Below are 24552 nucleotides of genomic sequence, written 5' to 3'. Positions count from 1 at the left end.
TTTAAGACCCCAAAGTTGGTAAAGGAAAAATTAATTTTGACTTTTGAAATTTTTTATTAGTCATAAAAAAATCTTTAAAATGCCATGGCAAAACAATTAAATAATCAGGGTTTTTTTCTAATGCAAGCTTTTCAGAAATAATTGGTAGTAAAGTTCCAGGTGTAAAACAATTAAATTTATCTGAATTTACCTCCCCCACAAATAAAATTTCTTTGTTAGTTATTCCACAGTATTGAAGAATTACATTTCCTTTTGTAGATGCTCCTAATGCTCCTACAGTTTTACCTTCCCCTAGAGCATTATTTAGAAAATTTTTAAAATCAGAACGAAGATTTTTTACTCTGTTTGCAAAGTTTAAATATGGATCTAGATTATCCAGAGATTTTTTTAATTCATCATCAAGTAATTTTTGTAATGATGAACTAACTGGATATTTACTTGATGAATGAGCGACAGTTACTGAAAAGCTTCCTCCGTTTATTTCGTTAAACTCAACATTAATTATCTTAAATCCAACTTTATCAGTCATCCACTTTATTTGGTTTAACCCATAATATTCTTTATGTTCATGACAAACTGTATCGTAAGAATTGCGTTCAAGCATGGTTGGCATATAACTTTGTTCAAATATCCAAATACCATCTTTTGCTAAAATTTTACTAACTTCTTCCATAAATTCTAAAGGTTTATCAAGGTCATATAACATTGAGAAAGAAGTGATAACTTTTGCTTTTTTTTTGCCCAGGTATTCGTTGAATTTTTTAAATGAAAAAAAATCCGGAATTAATTTAATGTGTGGGGGATAAAATTTACTAAATTTTTTTCCTGTAGGATCAATACCTACTAATTCACATTTATGATTAGGGTATGCTTGTAATGTTGTACTGTCATTGCTTCCAATATCAACTACCAAATCACCATCTGATAATGATATAATTTTTAAAATTTGTTTTACTTTTTCATTTAAATGTAAAACCATGCTTGGGTTTAAACCAGATCGATAACCATAATTATCCCCATACATTTCATTCAGATCAAAATCATGAGCAATTTGCAATAATCCACAAACATTTTGACTTAAGGAGTCGTCATGACATTTTAAAAGTTGAAGTGATCCACAAGAAATTTTTTGATTTACCGATTTTGGAAATACTCCTGTCAAATATTGATCACCTAAATCAAGAACTTTAACTAAATTAGTGTTTTTACAAATTCTACAGGCTTTGATTGATTTTATCATAAATATTATTTTCTCTTATAATTTTTTAAAATCTTGATAAGTTTTTAAGAGTCCATCTTCTAAATTTACTAATGGAGACCAGCCAAGTTTTTTAATTCGCTGATTATCTATAAGTTTTCTAGCAACTCCATCAGGCTTATTTGTATCAAATTCGATGGTGCCAGTATATTCAATAATTTTTTTTATTTTTTCAGCTAAACCTTTAATCGTAATATCAATTCCAGTTCCTACATTTATATGACTACATGTTTCATATGTATTGTTATTATAAGTATTATGATCAACTTCCATAACTTTTATACATGCACGCGCCATATCATCTACGTGCAAGAATTCTCTTCTTGGCTCACCCGAACCCCATAAAACAACTTTCGGCTCATTTTTAATTTTAGCTTCATGAAAACGACGTATTAAGGCTGGTATTACATGACTATTTTTTAAATCATAGTTATCTCCAGGACCATAAAGGCTAGTTGGCATAACACTTCGATAATCTATTCCATGGCTTTTTCCATATTGACGATTATAACTTTCACAAATTTTAATTCCTGCAATTTTTGCTATAGAATATGGTTCATTAGTATAATCTAAAGATCCTGTTAATAATGCAGTTTCCAACATTGGTTGTTTAACATTTTTTGGATAACTACAACTTGAGCCAAGAAATAATATTTTTTTTACTCCATTCAAAAAGGCAGAATGAATAATATTTGCTTCAATCATTAAGTTTGTATAAATAAATTCAGCCGGATAATTAGTGCTTGCAAATATTCCTCCCGTCTTTGCTGCTGCAATATAAACTTGATCTGGTTTTTCAATTTTAAAAAAATTTTGAACTGCAGATTGATCTGTTAAATCTAACTCCTGATGACTTCTATATATAAGGTTATTTTTATGCTGAATTTTTAAATTTCTCATTATAGCAGACCCAGCCATACCAAGATGACCTGCTACATAAATTTTACTATCATCCATTTTTTATGAATGTTTCTTGTTGAGCTGATTTTAAATCTTCTGCAACCATTTCTTTTACTAATTCTTTAAATGAAATTTTTGGACTCCAATTTAGTTTATTTTTAGCTTTAGTTGAGTCTCCCAAAAGATTTTCAACATCGGTAGGACGAAAATATCTTGGATCAATTTTTATAATTTCTTTACCATTCGACAAACCTACCTCATTCAATCCTTGGCCTGTCCAATCTAGTTTTAAATCTAATTCATTAGCTACTGAATTAATAAAATCTCTAACAGAATATTGTTTTCCAGTTGCAATAACAAAATCTTCTGGTTTATCTTGCTGTAACATTAGCCATTGTGCTTCAATAAAATCCTTAGCATGTCCCCAATCACGTTTTGAATTTAGATTACCCATATAAAGCACATCCTGTAATCCAAGTTTAATACGAGCTAATGCACGTGTAATTTTTCTTGTTACAAATGTCTCTCCTCTTACAGGGGACTCGTGATTAAATAAAATACCATTACATGCATAAATATTATAGGCTTCTCTATAATTTACTGTAATCCAATATGCATACAACTTTGCAACACCATATGGGCTTCTTGGATAGAAAGGTGTTTTTTCGTTTTGAGGTATTTCTTGAGTAAGACCAAATATCTCTGAGGTGGAGGCCTGATAAAATTTAGTTTTATTTTCAAGTTTAAGAATTCTAATTGCCTCTAAAATTCTTAAAGTACCTAATGCATCCGAATTTGCAGTATATTCCGGCTCTTCAAATGAAACAGCAACATGACTTTGGGCTGCAAGATTATATATTTCATCAGGCTGAACTTCCTGAATGATACGCATCAAAGAACTTGAGTCAGTCATATCTCCATGGTGCAATATAAAATAATAGTCAATTTCTTGTGGTGCTTGATATAAATGATCAATACGTTGAGTATTAAAAAGAGAAGTTCGACGTTTTATTCCATGAACCTCGTAACCTTTTTCTAGTAAAAACTCAGCAAGATATGACCCATCTTGACCTGTTATTCCTGTGATTAATGCTTTTTTCATTTTTATAATTGAAAGAATTTATAATTATTTTTATTTAAATTATAAGATGAATAATTATTTTTTACATCAATAAAAATTTTGTTTTGCTTACTCTTATAAAATTTATCATAATAATTCAGGTTTTTTAAAAATTCTTTATGAGAAACAGCTAAAATAATCGCATCATATTTAAATTTTTTTAAATTACTAAAATTATAAAGATCAACTTTATATTTTTTTTTTATCTCATGTCTTGATGCTATTGTGTCAAATAATTTTACTTTAATTTTTTGTTTTTGAAGATGATTAACAATTTGTATAACTTTTGTATTTCTAGTATCAGGTATATTATCTTTAAAAGAGAATCCCAAAATTGCAACATTTGAATTTGAAAGTTTTTTTTTATTAATAGATAATAACTTTATAGTTTGTTTGGCAACATATTTTCCCATACTTTCATTAATTTTCCTACCTGATAAAATAAGCTTTGGTAAATAATTTTTTTGTTTTGCTTTATAAGCAAGATAATAGGGATCTACACTTATACAATGACCGCCAACTAAACCTGGTTTATAATAATGGAAATTCCATTTGGTTGATGCTGCTTTTAATACTTCATTTGTAGGAATATCAAGTTTATTAAATAGGACACCGAGCTCATTTACAAGTGCAATATTTACATCTCTTTGTATATTTTCAATTACTTTAGCACTCTCTGCAATTTTAATACTATTCACTGTATAAATTGATTTACAAATTGAATTATAAAATTTTTTAATTTTTTTAAGAGTTTTTAAATTATTTGCACCAACAATTTTGGTAATACTTTTTAAAGTATTTATTTCATCACCTGGATTTACTCTCTCTGGAGAGTATGCAACATCAAAGTCTCTTTTATACTTTAATTTTGAGGTTTTTTCTATTAATGGGATACAAAATTCCTCTGTACATCCTGGATATGTCGTGGACTCAAAAATAATTATTGAGTTTTGTCGCATTACCTTACCAACTAGCAAACTTACATGTTTTAGCATACTCAGGTCAGGTTGATTTAAATTATTTATTGGTGTTGGAACAGTTATAATATAGATATCTTTATTTTCTATTTTATCATGTCTGCAAGTAAAAGTTAATCTGTTTTTTATTAATTCCTTTTTTAAATGTTGTTTATTTGTGTCAATTCCTTTTTTGAGTTCATTTATTCTACTCTTATTAATATCATAACATACAACAGAGTGATGATTGGCAAATGCAATAGCAAGTGGCAATCCAACATACCCAGCTCCAATTATAGCGATTGTCATTATTAATACGTAATCATAATTTTTTAAAAAACCCCATTTGCAAACTATAAAATATCATAAGTTTATTTGTAAAAAAACTACCGCTTGTAGTAAGAGGCCATATAGTTATTAAAAGACCTGCAAGAAGACAAATTTGATAATCTGTTAGCCATCTTGACTTAAATCTTAAATAAATAACTATATGTTTCATCATAATATAACAAAAGTAAAAAAATAACCCTGCCAGAAACAAAAATCCAATTATTCCTGTTTCAGCAAGAAGTTGTGCGTAAAAATTATGTGGATGTGGGTGGCACTTAAATTCATTACTTAAATATTTAGTATCTTTACACTTTACTCTAAATAATTTAGGCCCATGACCTAAAATCGGTTTATCTAAAAACATTCTCCAAGCTCCTCTTATGAGACTATCATGAGCAGCTGTGAACATATGTTTTTTTGAGCCATCTATTCCCATACTTTGTATAGGCGATTCTATATATCGATTGTATAAGTTAGTATCATTCATAGTAAAGAATGAAATGACTATAAGAGAAATTAAAAAAACTCCTAAACGCATTAGCTTATATTGATATATAAAAATAATAATAAATATAGTTGACAAATTTAACAATACAAATGCAGTCCTTTCACCAGCAAGAAAAATTAAGACATCTATAAGAATAAATAAAAAGGAAATACTATATACTTCTAGAGAATTTTTTTTATCTCTTGCAATAAATAATGCAAAGAATAAAGGAAACAATCTTGAGAGATAAGATCCCAAAATCAGTTCATCACCAAAAAAAGATGAAACTCTTACACCATGTAATTCGTAACCAATAAGATTTACTCCAGTAAAATATTGATAGTACCCATCAATAATAAGTACAGAAAAAGTAATAAAAAAAAAATAATAAAAATAATCTAAAACTTTTCTATTTTGATCTATTAAAAATGAAATTAAAAGAGCAAAAATACCAATTCTAAAATAAAATAATGAGTTTTTTAAGCTTAAATAAATATCATCAGATAAAATAGATGAAAGAATACAAATTAAACAAAAAGCAATAAAAATATAAAAATAGGTATTATTATAAATATAAAAAATCCTATTTTTAAATGTAAAATATAAAAACCAAATTGATAATAAGCTAACGTGTAAATCTGCTAAAAATGAGCCAGCAACCAAAAGTGGTACTATACAAGCACAAATAATACTTATTAAATTTAAATATTTAATATTTAATTTTGTTATTGATTTCATTAATTAATTTTATATTTGATGGCATAAATTTAAAAACTAATTAGATGAATTTTTTTTCATTCTAAAAATAGGAATAATTAACAACGTTAATAATATTCCAAATAATAATCCTTTAAGTAAATATTTATATAAATGATTATTTGTCACTGATCCATCTGATGGTCTGTCTAATATAATTTTAAAATCAAATTCTGAATTAGATATATAATTTAAGTCTTCTTCTAGATGATAAATTTTTTGTTTTAATACTTTGGTCCCTTTATAAAATAATGCTGTTGGCTCAGAAATAACTAAATTACGCACTACCAAGGATTTTACAAGAGGTTGAGGTTCAGTCATTTCTATTTCAGTGGCTATATCTAATGCACGATTGTGCTGTTTAATCATGTTTTGATAATATTTTTTTTTTTTATTTACAAAAATTTTGACTGCAAGAGACTGGGTCTCCTTGGTATAATCACTGAGGATAAATTCTCCATCAACATGCTCTGGATATTCTATGAAAAAAACTAGATTTCCAATATAATATTTCTGTTTATTTTTTTTTCCTATTTCTTTTAATTCTTTATTTTGACTTAATTTAGTTGTTATGGATATTTGGTTGACTAAATCAGATAAATTATTTTTCTTTAAGTAATTTTCAATATTATCTTTCGACTTCATCATGTTTGTAAATTCATTAACAAATTGAATATTAGAGTTATTTAAAACCATCATTGTAAAAAAATCATTTTCAGAAGGACTCCTCAACACAATTTTAGAACTAAATGTTTTTTCTAATTTTAAATAAATAACAACTGAGGCACTCAAGCTGACTACACAAACTAGTAAAAAAAAAAGAAAATATCTCCGTATAAAACTAAAGACATCAAATAAGTCAAGTTCAGTAAATTTTTCAATTTTTTTTTTTTCATAAAAACATTAAATATTTATATTATCATTAATAGTATATCGATGTTTATACTTTTTTTTTAAAACAAAGATACTGTTATAATTTTAATATTTATTAAAATTAATTAAATTTGCCTTATACACTGGTAAATATTTACCAATTTTTTTATATTCTTTTGAATAATACTTTAAAAATTTTTCATAAAAAAAAGAATTATTTATTTTTTTTAAATCAATATTTAAAAAAAAATCTAAGCTTTTTATTATTTCATCTGAAGAATAATTTGAAACTACCAGACCATTATTATTAAAAATTTTATATAAATCATTTTGATCCTGAGTATTCCACAATGATGACTCTAATTTCATTTGAGTATTGATATCCAAAAGAACATCTTTTTTTCTAATATTCATCATAATGAAAAAAATATTTGGGAAATGAAGCATAAATTTATAAGATCTTATTTGAAAATAAAATAACTTCTTTTTGAACCATAAATAACAAACTGAATCAAAACCAGTCATATTACCAATTAGATAATCAGTAATACTTGCAATGTATAAATCGTTTTTAATATTATTGAATTTTTTAGATGACGCATAATCAAAAAAAAGTTTGTGTTTAAAAGTAGATTTTTTCAAATATCTACCCGATCTAATTACTAAATAATTCTTATTACATAGATATTTTGCAACTTTATGTAGTCTCTCAAAATCATCAAACTCATACTCTGGCTGTATGTAATTTTTAAAAGCTTTATTATATGAGGAATAATATGCTTTTTCTTTAAGTGCAATAACTATAATTTTTTTTACATTATTTTTTTTTAGATATTTATTTTCTAAATACTTATGAACTTTATTATTATTTTTATACTCTAAATATTTTTCAATATTAAAATTAAACATTTCTCTATTTTTAAGAGTTTCAGTCGGATGGTAATTAATAATAAAATTCTCTGATTTTGGATTTTTGAAATAAAAACGAACAATCTGATAAATAAATTCAGATTGAATAAAAAAACAATTTTTATTTACAAAAATTTTTTTAAATTCCTCATCAAACCCTTGGTAAATAATATCTTTTTTTAAAAAAAGTATTACAGAATTATTTTTGAAAGTTGATAAGGCCATATATAGACCCGTAACAAATTGGCCATATCGTTCTCTGACTTTATAATATTGAATTTTTTTGTTTTGATAAAATACAAATTTAATTAACTTAATAAACTCTAAATAAGATTTATAATCTATTAAAAAAATTGAAAAAATTTTAACTAAGTATAAAAATTTACTTATTCTTTGTGGAAACATAATTTAAGTCAAATTTTAAAAATTAATTCAATATTTTATTGAAATTTAATTTATATAAAACTACATGATAATATGAAAATTAAAATAAAAAAATGAAATTGTCTGTATTTGGATCCTCACAAATAATTTATCACCATATTCTGGCTGCACAAAAAAATTCTTTTGAAATTAATTCGATCTGTACTTCAAACAAAAATTCAAAAAATGTTTTTATATTAGCTAAAAAATTTAAAATAAAAAAAATTTTTTTTGATTGGAAACTTTTTACGAAAGATTGCTATTTAAATAAATCTAGTGTTTTAATAGCTGGTAAAATTGAAGATAATAAAAAGATTTTATCTCAATGTCTTAAATATAAATTGAAAGTTTTAGTAGAAAAGCCTGTTTTTAAAGAGGAAAAACACTTTAAACATTTTTTAAAATTCAAAAAAAATATTTTTGTTGGATACAATAGAATATATTATGAAAATCTTAATATTTTGAAAAAAAATTTTCCATGTAAGCTTTTAGATAATATTATTGTAAAATGTCCTGAAACAAGTGTTAATAATATAATAACTAACTCATGCCACATATTTTCTATATTACATTATTTATTTGGAAAAATTAAAATATTAAAAAAAATAAAAAAAAAAAATAGTATATTTTGTATTTTTATCACAAAAAAAAAAATACCTATTTATATTCACATAAATTTAAATTCACCTGATAATTTCTCAATTGAATTAAATTCTAAAAATAATATTAGAGCAATATTAAATCCCATAGAACAACTTTTGATTTTTAATAAATTAATTAAAAAAAAATATAAAAAAAATAATATATATACTCCAAGTATTTCAAAAAAAACAAATGAATATCTTTTAAGTGAATTTAAGCCAGGATTTGTAAATCAATATTATAATTTTAAAAAATTCATTAAAAATAAAAAGTCTAATTATTTAAATATATATGATGCAAAAGATATAGTATCCATATGCAACCAAATTGTTTAAATGAAAAATTTAAAATTAGCTCACATAGGCTCAGTTCCAATATCGGATTTTTACATTCCTGTTCTTAAAAATCTTTAATTTCAAATTAATTTATCCTATTCCAGAAATTACGGTAAAGATATTAAATTTGTAAAAAAAACATAAAATAGAAAAAACCAGAAAAAAGTTTCAAGGATTTTGAAAACAAAATAAATTTTGTTGATGCAATCATTTTATCTTTATATTTAATATAACTATCAAGACATTTTTCACTTGAGAAAGAAACATTTTTACTTTTTTTTGGTAAGTGTATTTTTAAAAATGTTCAATAATAAAAAACTTAAATTATTTATTTATAATCCTTAAATTGTTTTTGAGTATTACCCTTCCAGATATTTCTATTTTTTAATATTTTATAAAATTTATTAGCACTATTTCCTGAACCAAATAAATTGGTCTTAGTTTTTTTTATCTTTTCAACATTTGCTAATAATTTAAGAATATTGCTAATATTGTAATTAATATTTACAATAGTTTTGCATTTAGCTCTATTTTTTTGTCTAGAACCAACGTTAATTGTTGGGACACCAAAATGAGGAGCTTCTCTAATACCGGCGCTAGAATTACCTATAATAAATTGAGCATTCTTAAGCGCTGTTAAAAAATACTCAAATCTCATTGATGGTATTACCCGATAACGTTTAATTTTTTCAAACTTCTCATACTCTTTTAAAATTTGATCAGAACCATGATCGTTATTCGGATAAATAATTATTAAATTTCTATTACTCTTTAATATTGCATCTACTAAAATCTTTGATTGTTTGTTTAAATTATTTATTTCAGACGTAACTGGATGAAAAAGTAAAATACCATAATCTGGAAAAGGTATTTTGTAACGTTTGCTCATAATATTAAATTTTGGTAAAATTTTAGATTTCATTATGTCAATGTCTGGTGAGCCTATATCGTATATCTTATTTTTATGCTCACCCAACTGAACTAATCTTTTGTAAGCTTGCTTATTTGAAACAAAGTGTATGTTTGCCATTTTAGTTATTGCATGCCTCATAAGTTCATCTATAGTTCCAGATACCTCGCCTCCCTCAATATGAGCGACTTTTATATTGTTTAATGCTCCAACTATTGCAGCAGCCAAAGCCTCCACCCTATCACCATGAACTATAATCATATCTGGCTGAACTTCTCTTACATAATCAGAAAATCCAGAAATTGTTTTTGACATTATTGTATCCATTCGATCTAAATAATTCTGATTTATGAATTTTTGAATGTTATGAATTTTACTTTTATTAACTTCGTAATGTGTTTCACCATATTTTTTTAACATATGCATGCCAGTTACAAAAATTAAAGATTTAAAGTTTTTATCATTTTGTATTTTTAAAATTAAAGGCTTTAGTTTGCCAAAGTCTGCTCTAGTTCCTGTCAAAAAAACAATTTTCTTAATTTTTTTAATCATTTGTTATTCAATATCAATTTTTTTCAAACGTTCATTTTTTTTAACAAATTTTTTAACTTTTTTTCCTAGAAGTGAGTCGTAATCTATAGATGTATAATCACCACCTCCAGGTCTTCGTACCCATAGGTTGTCTTCTGTCAAAATTTCACCTGGATTAATATCTTTTACAGCAATTACAGAGGCAAATGCAAAAGCCATGGTCTGAGAACTCTTGCTTTATTGGATTTTTTTCACCACCTCTTTCTAAAAAAATTGTTTGTGATCCATTTATTAATTCTTTTAGGGATGATGGATCCATAGAGCATGATATGTCGGGACCTGGCCTATTCATATCATCTGTGAAATGCCTCTCTAAGATGGAAGCTCCTAAAGCAACAGCTCCTAAACATGCAAAATTGTTAACTGTATGATCAGATAACCCAATTACAGCATCAGGAAAAGCTTCCCTAAGTTGATGAATCGCACCTAATCTAACTAAAGAAGGAGGTGTAGGATAAACATTTGTACAATGTAATAAAGCAAATGGTATTCCAGCATTTCTTAATATATCTACTGAAGGACGAATAGTTTCTATACTATTCATGCCTGTACTCATAATTATTGGTTTTTTGGCTTTAGCAATATGTTTTACCAATGGATAATTATTGCATTCACCTGACCCAATTTTATAAGCCGGTACATTAAATCTTATTAATCGATTAGCTGCTTCTCTTGAAAACGGTGTACTTATAAAGATTGATTTACGGCTTATTACATGATTCATTAATTTTTTTTCATCATTCTCATCTAGAGCACATCTTTTCATAACTTCATAAATTGAAACATTTGTATTGCCAGGGATTACATTTTTAGCCTCTTCTGACATTTCATCCTCAATGATATGAGTTTGGTGTTTAATTACCTCTGCTCCAGCATCTATAGCCGCATCAACCATTTGAATAGCTAAATCAATATCACCCTCATGATTAATGCCAATTTCAACAATAACTAATGGGGGTTCATCAGAACCAACTTTTCTATTTAAAATTGAAAATTCACCGCTCATTGACTAAATAAAATTAAGTTTTTTTTCAAAATAATCTAAAACCTTAATCAAAGATTTTTCTTGATTTTTCATCTCAATTAAATTTCTTTGGTTTGTGGTGAATTGCATCAGTATTTTTTGAATCTTTTCTCCATTTTTAACATCTCCCCATCCATATGAATTGGATATTTTCATTGATCCAGAATATAAACCATTCTCTCTTATTCTTTTAAAAGCTGGTTCATTATTTACTGTTTGCCACGCTGCATAAATACCATCTCCGCCAAATAATATAAATTTTTTTCTGAATTGTTGCCAACTAATCCCATATTTTTTTCCATTAAACAAACATGGAAAAGTATAATAGCTATGTTTAAATTTTATTGGAATATGTTGATTTATTAAAATATCACTTTTTCTTTTATTGATAATTCTTTTAAATCTATTTCCCATTTGAATTCTCTTTGAAAGAAAAAAATTAATTCTTTCTACTTGTGCAAGACCAATGGCTGCGGCCACCTCAGGCATCCTGTAGTTATATGCTAAACTATTATGTCTTTTCCAGTTTGGGTCTTGAAACTTGTTCCTATCAATTCTTACTTTACCACTTGACGCAGTAACATTTCTAAAACCAGCACAAGAAAATTCTCTCATTTTTTGTGCAAATTTAGTATTGTTAGTAGTTACAATTCCTCCGTCTCCTGTTGTTATGTGCTTTGAATTTTCAAAACTCCAACTTCCTACATCACCAATCGTGCCAGCAATTCTTTTTTTTTCATCTTTAGCAAAAAAACATTGGGCACAATCTTCTAAAACATATAATTTATATTTTTTTGCAATTTTCATGATAGCAGTCATATCGCACATCAAACCGTACAAATGAACAACCATAATTGCTTTTGTTTTGCCTGTTATTTTTTTTTCTATATCAATTGGATCTATTAAAAAAGTATCCTCTTTTACGTCTGCATAAACAGGAACAGCACCACATTGCCATACTGCATAACCACACATTGCTACAGTAAGACCTGGAATTATAACTTCATCACCATGACCAACTCCAAATGCGTTTAAAGCCATGTGTAAGGTAGAAGTACCAGAGTTTGCTGTCACAGCATATTTTTGCTTATGGATTTTTGCAAATTTTATCTCTAATCTTTCATTCATGGTGCCTGAAGAGTCGGCCCTAAAATCGGATGACAATATATTTTTTATATAAGTTAATTCTCTACCTTTAAACTTCCAACCTTTGTAACTTTTCATATTTTTTTCTTTGATTTGTTAAATAATCATTTTGTCTAAAAGAATTAATTTTGGTCAAATTTTTATATTTTTCTAAATATGCAATTACTTTATTAGTTTTCACTGTAAAAGAAAATGTAGAAAAAATTTTTTTAAATAAAATAAAATCTTCCTTATAATCAAGAGTAAAACGAATTTTTTTGTTTCTTCTTAGCCTTATTGAGTAAAATTTGTATTTTTTATCTAGATATGGTCCTATAATCTCTACAGATTTAAATTTATTTTTTTCATAAACATTTTTTATTACTTTTGCTCTGAATATATAAGTAAATAGACCAGTTATTGTGTTGGTATTAGCTTTTATATAATCAAATTTTGAGTTTATAATTTTTTTTAAGGCTCTTTTATAAATATCGTAATCAAAGAGTAGATCATCTGCATCAACCATAATAGCAATATCTACTTTAAATTTATTCAAGCAATCGTTCCATCTTTTTAAAACATTTTTTGACGACCCTCTATAATGTATGACTTTATTTCTATTTGCTAATTTGCATAAAATGTCATCAGATTTGTTCTTAGTAGTCACCAAAATGATGGGGTAACCAATTTTTTTCGCACGTTTAATAATTATCTCTATTACCTTTTTTTTATTAATTAGCTTTAAACACTTGTTTGGTAATCTTGATGAACCAGTTCGAACAGTTATTAATATAAATATATTATTTTTATTTATTTTCATAAATTTAATTGGAATTATTAAATAAATTAATAATCTTTAACTACCAAGATAGCCATCCCCCATCAACAATAATTTCTTGCGCATTTGTGTGGGTATTTTTTTCATCCAATAAAAAATTTACAACTGGTAAAACTTCTTCAAGCTTCATCATCCTTCCAGTGGGATTATTTTTGTTATAACCACTCAAAAATAATGGATCTAATTTCTTTTGTGCGACACCTGCTATGACTATACTGTTAAAAAGATATTTTTTTGCATATTTGGTACCAAGATATTTCATCATCATATTTGAAGCAGATTTGGAAGCACAATAACCTAATTCTTTTGAAAAATTATTATATATATAATGTTTAGGTGATTTAATGCTATAGAGTGAGGTAAAGTTCATTATTCTACCTTTTTTTTGATATTTCATATAATTTTTAATTACATTTAGATTTAAAAAAAAATTCACATCAAAGAATTTTTGAATCGAAGCTTGTTCTAAATTGGAAATCTGTTTTACTTTGCCTCTTAAAAGAGGGGTTGAATTTAGACCGTGACAAAATATTATCGCAAATATATCATTTTTTTTAAAAATTTTTTTTAAATAGGAATCGTCAGATAAATTATCACCCTTGATTATATCAGATTCAATTACTACAAAATTTTTTTTTAATTTTTTTTTTAAATATGAACCAATTCTTCCATTCGATCCTGTTAAAAATATTTTTTTTTTCATTAAAGTAAAATTTACTATGTTATAAAAATTGATCAATCAAAATTTCAATTCATAATTAAGTTATTGGCACTTTACTATCTGCAAGTTTTTGACTGACATTCCAATGTTTGAGCATGCTGTTTATAAAAACAGAATGTTGTTGCGCGGAAATATTAAGTGTTGGTAGTTCGCAATTATTTTCTAAGATTAACTTTTTTATAAGTGGGGCAGTTAACTCACTTTGTAGTTGGAGGCTCCCATTTGATTTCTTTCCATTTGGTGAAATTAAAAAACCTTCATTTTCATTTATTACGATTTCTTTATTATCTCTTAAATAAACTTTAATAAATTCGTAATCAAAATTCTCATTTGATCTTAAAATTAAAGAACTACCATTAGAAAACTTTGCTATCATTTCGCCTGTAATTTCAAAATAACCCTCCCTTTTGCTTTTGATCCAATTTTTGTCTAATTTATCTGTGTCAATTGATAATATTTTTTCTCCTGTCCACCAGCACACAAGATCTATTAGGTGAATTGAGTTACATGCCATACCCCATAAGCCTCCAGTTTTTATAACTTTTATAGGCCCTTTAAAGTTAAATTCAGAAGCGATTCTTTTATGCCAAGTATCCAATCTTCTTGGTATATTTACCCAAGCGCCATGGGATTTATCTGTAGCTTTAATTATTAAATCAATTTCTTTCTTTGATTGAGCAAGTAGTTTCTCCATAATCCAAAATTTTGGTGAAAATGTCTCTGATACATTTTTAACAATATTGCATCTTTCGACCGAAGAAGTTGAAATAATTGCTAAATCCATTTCATATTTTTGGGGTTGTACTCTGTTTGACCATTTAATATTGTAATTTCTTCCTTCAATACAAGCTGAAGTCCATCTTGATTTCGCGGTGTTCAATGAATCTAAGTTAGGCTCAATAACAATTAATTCAAAATTTATATTTAATTTAGCTAAACCTTCTAAATATCTTGAGCCAATTTGACCTGCACCAACTAGTAAAATTTTATACATATACTTTAATAATAGAATAACATGTGTAGTTAAGATTAATTTAGTATCACAACAATCTTGTCATTATTTTATGATTCCCACTCATTAATTTATAAAATTACTTTGTCATTTTTTTTAATAAATTTTAATCGAATACTTTGACTTAGCATATGCATTATAATTTGAAAAAAATCTTCTGTAATGCCGTAATTTTTTATTCCTAAATTTAAATTAATGTTTGATTTTTTTTGAATATTTTTTTTAGCAAAACCAGTTAAAGTTATTGTGTAAATTTTTTTTTTCTTACAATAATTAAGAGTATCCAGGATATTTGGTGATGAGCCTGAGCAACTTAACAAAATTACAATATCACCTTTGGCATAATAATTGTCTAGCTGGAATGAAAAAATTTTATTAAATGAGATGTCATTAGCAACCGCTAAGATTGTTTCCATATTGTCTGATAAAGAAAATATTTTTGGCTTTAATTTATTATTTGAACTTATTTTTATACCTTTATTAAAATCACATAAAAAATGATTAGCTATTGAAGCAGATCCACCATTTCCACAAACAAAAATTTTTTTATTTTTCTGTATTTTATCAAATAATATATTTTCAATTTTTATCAGTTTGGAAATATCTAATGTATTAATTCCATTTTTTATATTTTTTAAATAATTTTTTAAATTTTTCATTTTATTTTTTATATTAATTAGTTTACTTAATTTTTAAGAACATCATTATAGCTTACTTTGTTATTAGCTATAGTACTGTCAAAAATCAAATAAGTTTTAATTTTTTTTTGATATTAAATGTAAAATAACTATTTTTTAATAGTGATTCAGTATATTTTTTTCCATTTATCTATTTAAAAGACTTTTTATATATTTTAAAAAGTCTACTTTTTTGACTATTTCTTTGTTTCCAAAAAATTGACTATGCATCCCAGCATAAACATTACCAACAAATGGAATTAAATGACTGTCCAATTTGGCTTCAAGCATTATAGAAGTTAATGAAAAATATGCATCTCCACACCCAGTTGTATCAATAGTTTTTTCAATAAAAACAGGGCATATTTCATTTTTATTTTTCCAAAAATATTCACTACCCTTTTTACCTTTAGTTAATGAGCATGATATTTTATTTTTTTTTAAATTTAACATTTTACCTAAATTAGATAAATCATTTTTCCCTAAAGCAAGTTGCCACTCTCTTTCATCAAGAGATAAATAATTAAATTTTTTGTATTTTGTGTATAAGTTATGTCCATAATTTATTGAATTAGTTTGAACGTTTAAAAATTTATTTATTTTAAGTCTTTCTATACTTTTTAAAATTTCATTTTCAATCAAACCATTTCCAAAATCACAGATTAATAAGTTAGTTTTTATATTTTTTATTTTTTTATTTATTTTATTTATGATATTTTTTGAAAAAACATTTTTTTTAAAGTTAGTAACTTGTAATAATTTTTCATATCTTGTTGAATTTATATATCTAGTTTTAGTTTGTATTTCCTGATCTTTATCAAGGTTAATGACATTAATATTTTTTTCCTTACTTAAGTATTTTCGAATATTTTTATCATTTCCATATGTGTATAGATTAACCTTTTTTAGAAATTTTGATAAAATTTTAGCAACAGCTAAAACACCTCCTGGGATAATCTCAATATCGTTTATTATAGTTGAGACTGCTGGATCTTTAGTTGTTAAACCAGACATTTCACAGAGAATGTATTTATCAATTATTGGGTCACCAATTATACTGAAAGTATTATTTTCTAATTTTTTAAGAGCTTTATTTATTTGATAAAAGGTGTTTTTTTTTGATATTCTGTTTAGATATTTTTCTGCATTATCTGAAAATGGTTTGTAAAAATTATTAATAATTTTGGTTGAACTTGATATGGCTGTTTTTGTTAAAAAAATTTTTCCATTATTTTTCTTTAAAATATTCAGTTCTTTTTTAAAATTACCAGTAATATCTTTTTCTAAGTAGTCTTTACCTTTAAAATATATGTCAGGCTTAAGTTCATTTATTAATTTTTCAGCTGTAAGATTTCTATCTAAGTAAACATAGTCAATGCTATTTATGTGTAACAAAAATTTTGTTCTATTAATCTCATTGTTGTATGGTTGAGATGGGCCTTTAGAAATAAACTGATCCGCTGTTACACTTACAATCAATATATCAACTTGATTTCGAGAACTCTTGAAAATGTGCTAGGTGCCCATTGTGCAAGACATCAAACGCACCGTGGCACAAGCCTATTTTTTGATTTTTTAGATTTTTTCTAATTTTTTTAAGTTCAATTGTGGAAATTAATTTAGCCATATGTCCACCACTTTTTAAGTGGCAACGGACCATCATACTTTCCACTTGAAATTATTTTCTTTATCTCCATAGCTTGCTCTATACAATCATCTATATCAACCTCATACCGATAGGTTCCAGCTCTTCCGATTGAAAAAAACCAATTAGGAAACTTTTTAAAATATTTATGAGATTTTTGAATTTCTTTTTTAAATGGTACGGGATAATGTTTGCCATTTTTTGAGGGTATTTCCATGCCAATTAAAGTTGTATCTGATTTATGCTTTGTAAATTTTTTGTATTCGACAAGACGAGTAAATTTTTCATTGTTGGCATAGTATAAAAAGTAAACATTCTTAGGGAAAAGATTTTTCGCTGGAAAAACTATTTTATGAAAATCTCTGCCTATGAAAGGAAGTTCACCATATTTATTATTAAAATAAAAATCTGGGGAAATTGTTGAGATAACTATGTCAAATTTTTGAATTTTATTATTAATTATAAACTCTTTATTTTTTAAATTCTTAATCTTAAGCTTGCTGTTTAAAATTATTTTAATCTTCTTCTTATCTATTTTATCAAAAAAATCATTATATCCATTATACTTAATTGGATAAGCTGAGATTGCCTTATCCCATGCTGCTCTTGGGCCCCTCTTAAGAGTGGCACCTTTTGGAGACCATTTAAAAGTATCTATTTTTTTATTATCATTCACTAACCACATTTTTTTATTATACTTTTCGATAGTTTTTCCATAAAGAGTTTTTCCAATTGAATTAATCCAATAATCTTCCATGTTCTTTGAATTTTTTATTTTCAATTCTTTTTTTTGTGAAAGTTCTTTTTTAATTTTTTTTTTATCAGGCATTTTTTCCAGATCATTTATATGAAGTGGATAATTGTAAAATTGATTATCTTGCTCAACATAAGTTATAAATTCATGTTCTCCACAACTTCTCATTGGAACAATTTTATTTAGATAATCAAAAACATCTTTATTATGAGTTAGAAAATGTCTAGGACCAAAAGTATACGGGTGACCCCCATAAAAATTTGTTCTGACACCCGCACCTAAATCAGAAGATTTTTCTAATAATGTAACATTCGTGTTTTTTAATTCAGAAACAAGTCTAGCTGTTGCAACTCCACCAAAACCACCCCCAATAATTAGAACTTTTTTTGAATTTTTATTCATAAATGAAAGGAATTTTAATGTATTTATATGCTTTATTTATTCTATCTAATTTTATTTTTTTTAATTTAACTTTATTCAGTAATTTATATTTATTGTTAATGTTACTAGGTATAAGAATATTCAAAATAATCAACATCATTTTAACTTTTAAAAGCTTTTCAAATATAAAAAAATTTTGAGGTAATTTGAATTTAAAATTTTTTTCTAATTTTTCTTTAAAGTTTAATATGTATTTTTTACTAATTCTTTTCTCTGGCTGATAATATGTATCACATATTAACTTAATTGGATGATCTAGTCCCGAATATTCAAAATCATAAAAAAAAACTTTATTGTTAAAAATTCCACAATTATGAAAACCAATATCTGACTGAGAAATTATATTTTTACAACTATTTAATTTTAAAGTTGAAGGACTTTCTTTAAGAATTTTTTTAACATATGATTTTATCACTTTCATTTTTTTTATATATTTTTTTTCTATATTTATCTCAGAGATTTTTTTAAATCTTTTTTTTATTTGGCTAAGCAATAATTCATATGACACTAGATTTTCTTTTGCATATAGACTGTATTTTTTTTCTCTATTTGTCTTTATTAAAAAATTTAACAATTCATCAAAAAATAATTTTTGAGATTTAATTTTTTTAAATCTATATTTCTTAAAAGAAATATTATTTTTTGAGGTACTTAATAATTTTGGTATATTTATATTTTTGTTCTTAAATTTAAGATAAAAGTATTTTTCTCTTTTTATTCTTTCACTATCTAAAAAATATTTTTTTAATATATTTTTACTAGATTTTATAGAATTGTTGGAAAGTTTCATTTTTATTAATATAGTTTTTTATTTTTTTCCAATTACTAAATGTAAGCACTTTATCATCTTTTATTTTTGAGAAGTAAATTTTTTTAACTTTTTTTGGAAAATTTTTATTGTTAAAAATTTCAATTAAGTCGTCTATAAATAAGTGTGGACTTAATTTTGCTATTTTTCGTACTTTTTCATTAACTGTATTAACATAAAATATTTTATATCTTTTTTTAAAAATATTATTTTGAATCCATTTACTTGATTGAGTATGTAAATTGTATTTTTTTGAAAATTGACTATATTTAGTTTTATGGCTCACTATAAATAACTTAATTTTTTTTTTTAAAGCAAATTTTTCAAACTCTCTAAAATACTCGAATGGTTTTGCATAAACTATATACTTGCCATAAATTTCTTCCTGAGCTTCTGTCCAATTTTTAATTTTAGAGTTATTATTTGATATATATTTTATCTTTTTTTTATTGATTCTTTTTAAATGTATTTTTTTTTCTCTTAAATATTTTTTAAAAGAATTTTGATAATTTATAATTGTGTTATCTAGGTCTATCCCTATTTTTAATTGTGTCATTAGCTATGATTTTATAAATTTTATCTTCTGAAATACCAAATTTTTTTCTTACATAACTTCTGCTACCTAAATGGGAAACAAATTCATTTCTATTATTTATTGATTTAATTATTACTTTTTTATCACTAAGATTTGAACTTAATATACCTTTAATGCCCGTGTTTGGAAAGTGTTCCTCTAATGTGTATATTAAATCATATCTAGCTAAAACTTTTAGCATGGAAGCGGTCAAAGGTTTTATTTGATGTAGATTAATAATATCAATCTTAATATTGTCTTTTTTAAATTTTTTACTTGCTCCAGCTATGCACTCAAATAATGGGCCTGTAAATATTAAGGCTGATTTAGACCTATTACTCAAAACATAATTAATTTTATTTATTTTTGGCTTTAGTTTGCTGATGATTGGTTCATTTTTTTTACCTATTCTTATGTAAGTAGTTTGTTTATTACCTGAATGTAAAGAATGCACAAGATGCTCCTCTAAATCGTTGTTATCTGAGGGTGATAAAATCTTTATTTTAGGTAAGTTGTTTAGTAAACCTATATCTTCTAAAGAGTGATGAGTTGGGCCAAGATGATTATATGATATTCCCGAACCAGTACCAACTAATATTATTTTATTGTTATTATAAATTGCATCATTTCTTATTTGTTCAATTGATTTATAAATTAAAAAATTAGTTATTGTATAACACACAGGTAAAAAGCCTTCTTTAGCCATACCCGAAGCAAATGTAACCATATTTGGTTCTGCTATTCCACAATTTAAAAAATTTTTCGGAAAGTCTTTTTTAATTTTATCAAATAATCGATTTCCAATATCTGCAGAAAGGAGAATGATATTTCTTTTTTTTTTAATCTTATTATACAGACTTTCTGCAAAAAAATTTCTCATTTGATGCCCAGTTGAATTTTTGATTGATCTAACTCTTCTCTAGATGGTGATCTATAATGCCAATTATTGTCATTTTCCATAAAATTAATTCCTTTACCCTTTATAGTGTGAGAAATTAATATTTTAGGCTTGTCTTTATTTCTTAAGATTTTTTTAAGACTTGATGTAACAGATTTATGATTATTGCCATCACATTCCATAACATCCCAACCAAATGATCGCCATTTTTTGTTTAGAGGTTTTATATTTAAAATTTCATCAGACCTTCCAGTTGCTTGAAATTTATTATAGTCAACTATAACAATTAAATTGTTTAAATTAAGTTTACTACTCAACAGAGCAGACTCCCAAACGCTACCACTATTCATCTCACCATCACTTGCCAAAACAAATATAGTACCTTTTTTATTTTTATGTTTTTTAGAGTATGCCATTCCAGACCCAAAACCTATTCCATGCCCTAAAGATCCTGTTGAAAAATTTAAATATTCATTATTTATTTTTGGAGAAGGATGTTCGCCAAATAAACTTCCTTGTGTTGCAAAACTATAAAAATTTTTTTTTGATAATTTTTTTGCATGATAGAGGGTACTATAAACTGCAAGCGCACAATGACCTTTACTTAAAATAAATCTATTATCTTTATTATTAAATAAATAATTATTAAAAATATTAACCAAAAGATCTGTGCAAGATAAGGCACCACCAAGATGACCTGATTTTTTTTGATAAGTTTGCTTAATTATATTATATCTTACAATTCTAGAAATATTATCTAGTTTTTTATCACTTAGCACTTTTTGTAATTACCTTTTTTTTAAGTAGCCAATTTAAATTCCAATTTTGTTCCGAGGGCTTAAAGCCATTAGTAAAGTTAATTTTTAAATCCATAATGGCATCCTTAAAATTATGCATTGGTTTAAAGCCACTTTTTATTAGTTTATCAGAGTTCATTCTATAACTTCTTGGATCATTACTTTTTAAAGACACTATTTTACAAGGTATTATTTTTTGGACTTCTTTCGCTATATCTGAAATCTTAATATTCTCAAATCCTACATTAAAAATTCCTGTGATATTTTTTTTAATAAAATACTCATAAGCGTAAATCATATCTTTTATATGAAGCAATGGTCTTACTTGGCTTCCACCAAAAATAGTAATTTTTTTTTTAAAAAAAGCCTGATAACTAAAAATATTTAACACAACATCTAATCGCAATCTTTTTGAAAATCCACAAACTGTTGCTGGTCTTAATATTACAGTTTTGATTTTATCTTTATAAGATAGAATAACCTTTTCACATATCATCTTAGACTTATTGTAGTCAGTGATAGGGTCCAGCCCAAGTTTTTCAGTTACTTTTTTTTCTTTTTTTAGACCATAAATACTGCCAGATGATGCAAAAATATATTTTTTTACTTTGTATTTTAAGCACGCTTCTAATATGTAATAATTTGCTAGTGGGCCTATTTCCCATGTATCTCTTGCGTTTATTTCACAAAGTGGGTCGTTGGATAAATAAGCTAAATTAATTACAACATCTATATTTTTAAAAGAGTCGAAAATATTTTGTCTTATATCTAATTTTATTTTTTTTACCTTTTTATTAATTGATGTTGTGAACCAGAATGTATCCAAACATGTAACATTATATTTTTTTGTATATAGATAATCTATTAATTCAGTTCCAACATAGCCACCGCCACCTAAAATTAAAATATTTTTCATTGATATGTATTACTATATATAAGAGATTTATTTTTATACAAATTATAAAATTTTTAAATTTTGAAATTATTAGTAACTGGATCTGGTACTTTACTTGGAAATAACGTTGTTTTAGAGGTGCACAAAAAAGCATGCTATTATTACTTCTTACAGAAAATCATTTCCAAAAATTTAAAAAAAATAATATTTCTTTAATTAAATTAGATCTCTAAAAAAATTATCTTAATTTCTTCAATGTCTGTTTAAGGAGATATAAATATTAATAAAGTTGATTCAAATATTAAAAAAAATCGACTGGCTCTTACGGTCACTTGAAACTAAAAATTGAAGAATTTAATATAAAGGTAAATAATTATTTAAAAAGAAATTTTAAAATATTTACCACAAGTAAAAATCTTAAATTATTTTTAGAAGATAATTATTAAAATTATTCTTGATTAATCTTTAATAATTTTAATTTTTTTAATTTATTAAAAAAATGATCTAATTTTTTACCATTTATATATTTAATTTTTGTTTTTTTTGCTGCATAATAATCTGAAAGTTTATCTCCAACAAAATAACTGTATTGAATATCGATATCCCATTTTTTTATTGCTTTTATTAGCATACCATTATTAGGCTTTCTATCATTTGAATTTTTTTTATATTTACCAATACCATCAATATGGAATGGGCAATAAAAAAAGTCATTTATGTAGGTATTCATCTTTTTTAATTCCGTATTCATATAAAAGTGAAATTCTTTCACTTGTTTTTCTTTATAAAAACCCCTTGCAACACCTGATTGATTTGTAATTACTATTACTAAATAATCCAGATCTATTGCAAATTTAATTATTTTTTTTGCATAAGGCTTCCATTTAAGATCCTTTTTTTTATAGGTATACCCTTTATCGTAAATAAGCGTATTATCTCTATCAAAAAAGATGCATTTATTTTTTTTTTCATTTTTAAAGATTAAAAGTTTTGTTTTTTATATTCTCTATTATAGTTGTATCCAATGAATAACTTAAATGAAATTATTTGCCCTAATTGTAAAACAAATAAAAGATTAAAATTATTAAATAATTTAGGAGTAGGCTTATGCAAATAAAGAAATTTTGGAAACTTTACCCAAAGTCAACAAATAGAAATGTAATAAGCTTTAATCGAAATAAAGTTAAGACAAAAATTAAGAAGAAATTAATGAAGTTTGGTAAAGAATACTTTGATGGTAAGAGAATTCATGGATACGGAGGCTATTATTATAATAAAAAATTTTTTAGAAAAATAATTAAGGAAATAATCAAGCATTATAAGCTTAGCAATGGGTGTAAAATACTTGATATAGGTTGTGCCAAAGGTTTTACGATGTATGAATTTAGACGGTTTCTTCCAAATGCTGAAATTTGGGGTTTAGATATTAGTAAATATTGCAAAATGAAAGCTTTAAGTTCAGAAAAAAAATTTATAAAAGTTGGCTCTTGCCATAAGCTCCCTTTTAAGGATAGCTATTTTGATTTCATTATTTCAATTTCGACCATACACAATTTAGCTGAAAAAAAAATCTCACAATCAATCAAAGAGATAGAAAGAGTAAAAAAAGGAAAATCATTTATCAGAGTAAAAGGTTACAAAAATCTTAAGGAAAAAAAATTTATTGATGATTGGAACCTTGTAGCAAAATCAAATCTTAGTATTAAGAAATGGAACCAGATATTCAAAAAATCAAAATATACAGGAGACTTTGATTTTTCAAACTTCTAGGAATCCTAATAAAAATTTAATTTATAATATCTTTAAAATTAAAAATATATCAAATATGTCTATGAAAAATTTTTTTCAGTGCA

General features: G+C 25.2%; 23 protein-coding genes and 1 pseudogene. 2 read left to right on the top strand and 22 right to left on the bottom strand.

The features are described from left to right. Nucleotide 1: 1 nt before the first annotated feature. The 7 genes from ACIJYA_RS00725 to ACIJYA_RS00695 all read right to left on the bottom strand — a co-directional run bounded on the left by ACIJYA_RS00725 (nt 2) and on the right by ACIJYA_RS00695 (nt 7994). Entirely contained in the window at nt 2–1240 is a 1239-nt protein-coding gene (locus tag ACIJYA_RS00725; protein ID WP_435088577.1) for a class I SAM-dependent methyltransferase, read from the bottom strand. Between the two features lie 15 nt (nt 1241–1255). Then, nucleotides 1256–2215, bottom strand: a complete 960-nt coding sequence (locus ACIJYA_RS00720; RefSeq protein ID WP_435088576.1) for a GDP-L-fucose synthase family protein — start codon at nt 2213–2215, stop codon at nt 1256–1258. After that, nucleotides 2208–3260 carry a GDP-mannose 4,6-dehydratase gene (gmd, locus tag ACIJYA_RS00715; protein ID WP_435088575.1) on the bottom strand — a complete coding sequence of 351 codons (1053 nt, stop codon included), beginning with the start codon at nt 3258–3260 and terminating at the stop codon, nt 2208–2210. The genes ACIJYA_RS00720 and gmd overlap by 8 nt, the downstream gene beginning before the upstream one ends. A 2-nt stretch (nt 3261–3262) precedes the next feature. Further along, the gene (locus ACIJYA_RS00710; RefSeq protein ID WP_435088574.1) at nt 3263–4543 is read right to left on the bottom strand and encodes a nucleotide sugar dehydrogenase; all 1281 of its coding nucleotides are present in this window, start codon (nt 4541–4543) and stop codon (nt 3263–3265) included. A 13-nt stretch (nt 4544–4556) separates the two neighbouring features. Further along, nucleotides 4557–5789, bottom strand: coding sequence for an O-antigen ligase family protein (locus tag ACIJYA_RS00705; RefSeq protein WP_435088573.1), 1233 nt, complete (start codon nt 5787–5789; stop codon nt 4557–4559). A gap of 36 nt (nt 5790–5825) precedes the next feature. Next, nucleotides 5826–6599 carry a hypothetical protein gene (locus ACIJYA_RS00700; protein ID WP_435088572.1) on the bottom strand — a complete coding sequence of 258 codons (774 nt, stop codon included), beginning with the start codon at nt 6597–6599 and terminating at the stop codon, nt 5826–5828. A gap of 186 nt (nt 6600–6785) precedes the next feature. After that, on the bottom strand, nt 6786–7994 hold the full coding sequence (locus ACIJYA_RS00695; RefSeq protein ID WP_435088571.1) for a TIGR04372 family glycosyltransferase: 1209 nt from the start codon (nt 7992–7994) through the stop codon (nt 6786–6788). Nucleotides 7995–8086: 92 nt separating this feature from the next. Here ACIJYA_RS00695 and ACIJYA_RS00690 point away from each other — a divergent pair, with 92 nt between their 5' ends. Then, the gene (locus ACIJYA_RS00690) at nt 8087–8989 is read left to right on the top strand and encodes a hypothetical protein (RefSeq protein WP_435088570.1); all 903 of its coding nucleotides are present in this window, start codon (nt 8087–8089) and stop codon (nt 8987–8989) included. A gap of 328 nt (nt 8990–9317) precedes the next feature. Here the strand turns inward: ACIJYA_RS00690 and neuC are convergent, their stop codons facing one another. From neuC to ACIJYA_RS00615, 15 genes and pseudogenes are all read right to left on the bottom strand, one after another. Continuing rightward, on the bottom strand, nt 9318–10451 hold the full coding sequence (gene neuC, locus ACIJYA_RS00685) for a UDP-N-acetylglucosamine 2-epimerase (RefSeq protein WP_435088569.1): 1134 nt from the start codon (nt 10449–10451) through the stop codon (nt 9318–9320). A 3-nt stretch (nt 10452–10454) separates the two neighbouring features. Continuing rightward, a pseudogene (locus ACIJYA_RS00680) lies at nt 10455–11496 on the bottom strand (N-acetylneuraminate synthase family protein). Nucleotides 11497–11499: 3 nt separating this feature from the next. Next, a complete protein-coding gene (locus ACIJYA_RS00675; protein ID WP_435088568.1) occupies nt 11500–12738 on the bottom strand; it encodes a DegT/DnrJ/EryC1/StrS family aminotransferase in 1239 nt (412 codons plus the stop codon). Beyond that, nucleotides 12710–13459: a cytidylyltransferase domain-containing protein gene (locus ACIJYA_RS00670; protein ID WP_435088567.1), complete on the bottom strand. Its 750-nt coding sequence runs from the start codon at nt 13457–13459 to the stop codon at nt 12710–12712. The genes ACIJYA_RS00675 and ACIJYA_RS00670 overlap by 29 nt, the downstream gene beginning before the upstream one ends. 40 nt (nt 13460–13499) lie before the next feature. After that, nucleotides 13500–14180, bottom strand: coding sequence for an SDR family oxidoreductase (locus tag ACIJYA_RS00665; protein ID WP_435088566.1), 681 nt, complete (start codon nt 14178–14180; stop codon nt 13500–13502). 55 nt (nt 14181–14235) lie between these two features. Beyond that, nucleotides 14236–15192 carry a hypothetical protein gene (locus ACIJYA_RS00660; RefSeq protein ID WP_435088565.1) on the bottom strand — a complete coding sequence of 319 codons (957 nt, stop codon included), beginning with the start codon at nt 15190–15192 and terminating at the stop codon, nt 14236–14238. A gap of 89 nt (nt 15193–15281) precedes the next feature. Next, nucleotides 15282–15869: an SIS domain-containing protein gene (locus ACIJYA_RS00655; protein WP_435088564.1), complete on the bottom strand. Its 588-nt coding sequence runs from the start codon at nt 15867–15869 to the stop codon at nt 15282–15284. A 165-nt stretch (nt 15870–16034) separates the two neighbouring features. Beyond that, nucleotides 16035–17366: a PfkB family carbohydrate kinase gene (locus tag ACIJYA_RS00650; protein ID WP_435088563.1), complete on the bottom strand. Its 1332-nt coding sequence runs from the start codon at nt 17364–17366 to the stop codon at nt 16035–16037. A 140-nt stretch (nt 17367–17506) separates the two neighbouring features. Beyond that, a complete protein-coding gene (locus tag ACIJYA_RS00645) occupies nt 17507–18688 on the bottom strand; it encodes a UDP-galactopyranose mutase (RefSeq protein WP_435088562.1) in 1182 nt (393 codons plus the stop codon). Then, on the bottom strand, nt 18681–19517 hold the full coding sequence (locus ACIJYA_RS00640) for a hypothetical protein (RefSeq protein ID WP_435088561.1): 837 nt from the start codon (nt 19515–19517) through the stop codon (nt 18681–18683). The genes ACIJYA_RS00645 and ACIJYA_RS00640 overlap by 8 nt, the downstream gene beginning before the upstream one ends. After that, nucleotides 19486–20091 carry a hypothetical protein gene (locus ACIJYA_RS00635; RefSeq protein WP_435088560.1) on the bottom strand — a complete coding sequence of 202 codons (606 nt, stop codon included), beginning with the start codon at nt 20089–20091 and terminating at the stop codon, nt 19486–19488. The genes ACIJYA_RS00640 and ACIJYA_RS00635 overlap by 32 nt, the downstream gene beginning before the upstream one ends. Next, nucleotides 20057–20989, bottom strand: a complete 933-nt coding sequence (locus ACIJYA_RS00630) for a transketolase family protein (protein ID WP_435088559.1) — start codon at nt 20987–20989, stop codon at nt 20057–20059. Before ACIJYA_RS00630 ends, ACIJYA_RS00635 begins: the two co-directional genes overlap by 35 nt. Next, on the bottom strand, nt 20986–21786 hold the full coding sequence (locus tag ACIJYA_RS00625) for a transketolase (RefSeq protein WP_435088558.1): 801 nt from the start codon (nt 21784–21786) through the stop codon (nt 20986–20988). The genes ACIJYA_RS00630 and ACIJYA_RS00625 overlap by 4 nt, the downstream gene beginning before the upstream one ends. Beyond that, nucleotides 21776–22720 (bottom strand): SDR family oxidoreductase, encoded by a 945-nt coding sequence (locus tag ACIJYA_RS00620; protein WP_435088557.1) that lies wholly within the window; start codon nt 22718–22720, stop codon nt 21776–21778. Before ACIJYA_RS00620 ends, ACIJYA_RS00625 begins: the two co-directional genes overlap by 11 nt. Nucleotides 22721–23147: 427 nt before the next feature. Continuing rightward, a complete protein-coding gene (locus ACIJYA_RS00615) occupies nt 23148–23651 on the bottom strand; it encodes an HAD-IIIA family hydrolase (protein ID WP_435089237.1) in 504 nt (167 codons plus the stop codon). A gap of 155 nt (nt 23652–23806) precedes the next feature. On the opposite strand from ACIJYA_RS00615, the gene ACIJYA_RS00610 reads away from it, so the two are divergent. Further along, the gene (locus ACIJYA_RS00610; protein WP_435088556.1) at nt 23807–24469 is read left to right on the top strand and encodes a class I SAM-dependent methyltransferase; all 663 of its coding nucleotides are present in this window, start codon (nt 23807–23809) and stop codon (nt 24467–24469) included. Nucleotides 24470–24552 lie beyond the last annotated feature (83 nt).

This window comes from Candidatus Pelagibacter bacterium nBUS_29 (assembly GCF_051200905.1).
Classification (GTDB): Bacteria; Pseudomonadota; Alphaproteobacteria; order Pelagibacterales; family Pelagibacteraceae; genus Pelagibacter.
The sequence above is the reverse complement of the archived record's forward strand: the minus strand, read 5'-3'. Positions and strand labels throughout refer to the sequence as shown.

Bases quoted from the DNA above. Each gene is read 5' to 3' on its own strand.
- ACIJYA_RS00725 (WP_435088577.1), bottom strand. From the start codon at position 1,240: ATGATAAAATCAATCAAAGCCTGTAGAATTTGTAAAAACACTAATTTA.
- ACIJYA_RS00720 (WP_435088576.1), bottom strand. From the start codon at position 2,215: ATGGATGATAGTAAAATTTATGTAGCAGGTCATCTTGGTATGGCTGGG.
- gmd (WP_435088575.1), bottom strand. From the start codon at position 3,260: ATGAAAAAAGCATTAATCACAGGAATAACAGGTCAAGATGGGTCATAT.
- ACIJYA_RS00710 (WP_435088574.1), bottom strand. From the start codon at position 4,543: ATGACAATCGCTATAATTGGAGCTGGGTATGTTGGATTGCCACTTGCT.
- ACIJYA_RS00705 (WP_435088573.1), bottom strand. From the start codon at position 5,789: ATGAAATCAATAACAAAATTAAATATTAAATATTTAAATTTAATAAGT.
- ACIJYA_RS00695 (WP_435088571.1), bottom strand. From the start codon at position 7,994: ATGTTTCCACAAAGAATAAGTAAATTTTTATACTTAGTTAAAATTTTT.
- ACIJYA_RS00690 (WP_435088570.1), top strand. From the start codon at position 8,087: ATGAAATTGTCTGTATTTGGATCCTCACAAATAATTTATCACCATATT.
- neuC (WP_435088569.1), bottom strand. From the start codon at position 10,451: ATGATTAAAAAAATTAAGAAAATTGTTTTTTTGACAGGAACTAGAGCA.
- ACIJYA_RS00675 (WP_435088568.1), bottom strand. From the start codon at position 12,738: ATGAAAAGTTACAAAGGTTGGAAGTTTAAAGGTAGAGAATTAACTTAT.
- ACIJYA_RS00670 (WP_435088567.1), bottom strand. From the start codon at position 13,459: ATGAAAATAAATAAAAATAATATATTTATATTAATAACTGTTCGAACT.
- ACIJYA_RS00665 (WP_435088566.1), bottom strand. From the start codon at position 14,180: ATGAAAAAAAAAATATTTTTAACAGGATCGAATGGAAGAATTGGTTCA.
- ACIJYA_RS00660 (WP_435088565.1), bottom strand. From the start codon at position 15,192: ATGTATAAAATTTTACTAGTTGGTGCAGGTCAAATTGGCTCAAGATAT.
- ACIJYA_RS00655 (WP_435088564.1), bottom strand. From the start codon at position 15,869: ATGAAAAATTTAAAAAATTATTTAAAAAATATAAAAAATGGAATTAAT.
- ACIJYA_RS00645 (WP_435088562.1), bottom strand. From the start codon at position 18,688: ATGAATAAAAATTCAAAAAAAGTTCTAATTATTGGGGGTGGTTTTGGT.
- ACIJYA_RS00640 (WP_435088561.1), bottom strand. From the start codon at position 19,517: ATGAAACTTTCCAACAATTCTATAAAATCTAGTAAAAATATATTAAAA.
- ACIJYA_RS00635 (WP_435088560.1), bottom strand. From the start codon at position 20,091: ATGACACAATTAAAAATAGGGATAGACCTAGATAACACAATTATAAAT.
- ACIJYA_RS00630 (WP_435088559.1), bottom strand. From the start codon at position 20,989: ATGAGAAATTTTTTTGCAGAAAGTCTGTATAATAAGATTAAAAAAAAA.
- ACIJYA_RS00620 (WP_435088557.1), bottom strand. From the start codon at position 22,720: ATGAAAAATATTTTAATTTTAGGTGGCGGTGGCTATGTTGGAACTGAA.
- ACIJYA_RS00610 (WP_435088556.1), top strand. From the start codon at position 23,807: ATGCAAATAAAGAAATTTTGGAAACTTTACCCAAAGTCAACAAATAGA.